The following is a 2565-nucleotide window of genomic DNA, read 5'->3' as shown; positions in this document are numbered from 1 at the left end:
CCTTCATCCCGCTGCTCACGCTGGGCATTCCGCCCAACGCGGTGATGGCGCTGATGGTGGGCGCAATGACGATCCACAACATCCAGCCCGGCCCGCAGGTGATGACCAGCAACCCCGAGCTGTTCTGGGGCCTGATCGCCTCGATGTGGCTGGGCAACGCGATGCTGATCATCCTGAACCTGCCGCTCATCGGCATGTGGATCAAGCTGCTGTCGGTGCCCTACAAGTTCCTGTTCCCGGCGATCGTGCTGTTCTGCGCCATCGGCGTGTACTCCACGAACAACAACACCTGGGACATCTGGATGGTCGGCATCTTCGGCTTCGTGGGCTACACCTTCTTCAAGCTGGGTTGCGAGCCTGCGCCGTTGCTGCTGGGCTTCATCCTCGGGCCGATGATGGAAGAAAACCTGCGCCGCTCGCTGTTGCTGTCGCGCGGCGACTGGAGCGTGTTCGTCACGCGTCCGATCTCGCTCGGCCTGCTGCTTGCCGCTTTGCTGCTGCTCGTGATCGTGCTGCTGCCGGCGGTCAAGGCGAAGCGCGAAGAAGCCTTCGTCGAGGATTAAACGGCCCACCCCCGTCCCTCGCTCACTTCGTGTAGCTCGACTCCCCCCTCAAGGGGGCAACACCAGCGGCCCGGCATAGCCGGTTCCGCGGTGTTCCACGAAAAATACGGCGGCGCCTTCGGGCGCCGTTTTCTTTTTCAGGGCCTGGCAGCCCTTGGTGGTTTCATGTGCTGTCGTGCCATGGTGAGAAATGCCATGGCCGCGGGATTGAGCGGATGCTTGGCCAGGCGGATGGCGACGACCGGGTATTCGAGCGCCGGGCGCGTGACAGCCACCGCGCGCAGGTTGCYGGGCATCAGCACCTCCACATAGCGCGGCAGGAGCGCCACACCCGCGCCCGCCTGGATCAGGCCGAAGGCCGTCGACAGCATCGACACATGGTGGACCACGCGCGGATACACATTCGCCATGCTCGACAGCTGGCGGCTCACGGCGCGCCACACGTTGGCGTCGGGGTTCACGTGGATGAAGGGCAGCGCCTCGAGCTGCCGGGCATCGACCACCACGCGCTGGGCCAGCGGATGGTCGTCGCGTACGAAGAGGGCCATGCGCTCGGTGAACAGCGGCTCGGTCGCCAGCTCCGAGTGCTTCTGGCCGATGTCCGAGCCGAAGCCCAGGTCGGCCTCCTGCGAGAGGATGCGCGAGATCATCTGCTCGGCCGTGCTGTCGAGCAGCGTGGTGGCCAGCGTGGGGTGCTTCTGCGAGAAGCGGCCGAGCATCGGCGGCAGCAGGGCGCCCGCCGTGAGATGGCCCACGGCCAGCACCACGCGTCCTTCGCGCAGCTGCGACTGCGAGCGGCAGGCGTCCACCGATTCATCGATCATCCGCAGCGCCCGCACGGCGGTCTCGACCATCACTTGGCCCGCGCTCGTGAACTGGATACGGCGGCCGCGCACGATGAGCGGCTGTCCGAGCTGCTCTTCCATGCGCTTGACCAGGTGGCTGATGGCCGGCTGCGTCAGCTGCAGGCTTTCCGCTGCCAATGTGAAGCTGCCCGATTCGGCGACCGCCGCCAGCGCCCGCAGCTGCTGCAGCGAGACTTCCTCCGTGGCGTTCTTTGTCATAAACAGCGCTCATAGTTGAATAAGCTCGATTATCTGGCTTGATGTGCGGCGGCTGCATAGCATGCGAGCTTTTCTCCACCGGGCCAGAATCAGCACCATGAAAAGAATCCAGTTCCTCCAAGCGGCCGCGGCGGCGCTTTGCGTGGCTGCATCGACGGCCAGCGTGGCCCAGGGCTATCCGAACAAGCCGGTGCGGCTGATCGTGCCGTTCCCGGCGGCCGGCGCAACCGACCTCTTCGCCCGCACGCTCGGACAGAAGATGAGCGAAAAGCTCGGCACCTCGCTGATCATCGACAACAAGCCGGGCGCGGGCGGCGCCATCGGCTCCGACATGGCCGCGAAGGCGCCGGCCGACGGCTATACGCTGCTGCTGGCCACCACCAGCACCCACTCCATCGGGCCGGCCATCACCAGCAAGCTGCCCTATGACACGGTGCGCGACTTCACGCCCATCGCGCATGTGGGCGATGCGCCGAGCATCATGCTGGTGCCGGTCAACTCGCCCGCAAAGACCGTGCGCGAATGGATTGACCACGCAAAGAAGAACCCCGGCAAGCTCAACTACGCGTCCAGCGGCAACGGCACCATCGTGCAGCTCACGGCGGAGCTCTTCAAGGCGCAGGCCGGCGTGTTCGTGACCCACATTCCCTACAAGGGCACCGCGCTGGCCATTCCCGACCTGATCAGCGGCAAGGTCGACGTGCTGTTCGATTCGCTGCCCACCGGCATGCCGCACGTGCGCGACGGCCGGCTGCGCGCGCTGGGCGTCACCACGCCCAAGCGCAGCCCGCTCGCGCCTGAACTGCCGCCGATCGCCGACACGCTGCCGGGCTTCGAGTCGAACACCTGGTTCGGCTTCTACGGTCCCAAGGGCCTGCCGGCGGACATCGTGGCGCGCGTCAACAAGGCCGCGAACGAGGCGCTGGCCGATCCCGAGG

At 66.1% G+C, this 2565-nt stretch carries 3 protein-coding genes; 2 read left to right on the top strand and 1 reads right to left on the bottom strand.

The window, feature by feature from the left end; translation table 11 throughout:
* Positions 1-563, top strand: a 563-nt coding sequence (locus AC1DOC_RS28910) for a tripartite tricarboxylate transporter permease (protein WP_478131045.1), incomplete at its 5' end; no start/stop codon positions are given.
* A 137-nt stretch (positions 564-700) separates the two neighbouring features.
* Here the strand turns inward: AC1DOC_RS28910 and AC1DOC_RS28905 are convergent.
* A complete protein-coding gene (locus AC1DOC_RS28905) occupies positions 701-1627 on the bottom strand; it encodes a LysR family transcriptional regulator (protein WP_478131044.1) in 927 nt (308 codons plus the stop codon).
* Between the two features lie 97 nt (positions 1628-1724).
* Between AC1DOC_RS28905 and AC1DOC_RS28900 the strand changes: the two genes are divergently transcribed.
* Positions 1725-2565: Bug family tripartite tricarboxylate transporter substrate binding protein (locus tag AC1DOC_RS28900; RefSeq protein ID WP_478131043.1), on the top strand; the 841-nt coding region annotated here is incomplete at its 3' end.

The organism is Variovorax sp. 01T439_2 (genome assembly GCF_056398445.1).
The sequence above is the reverse complement of the archived record's forward strand: the minus strand, read 5'-3'. Positions and strand labels throughout refer to the sequence as shown.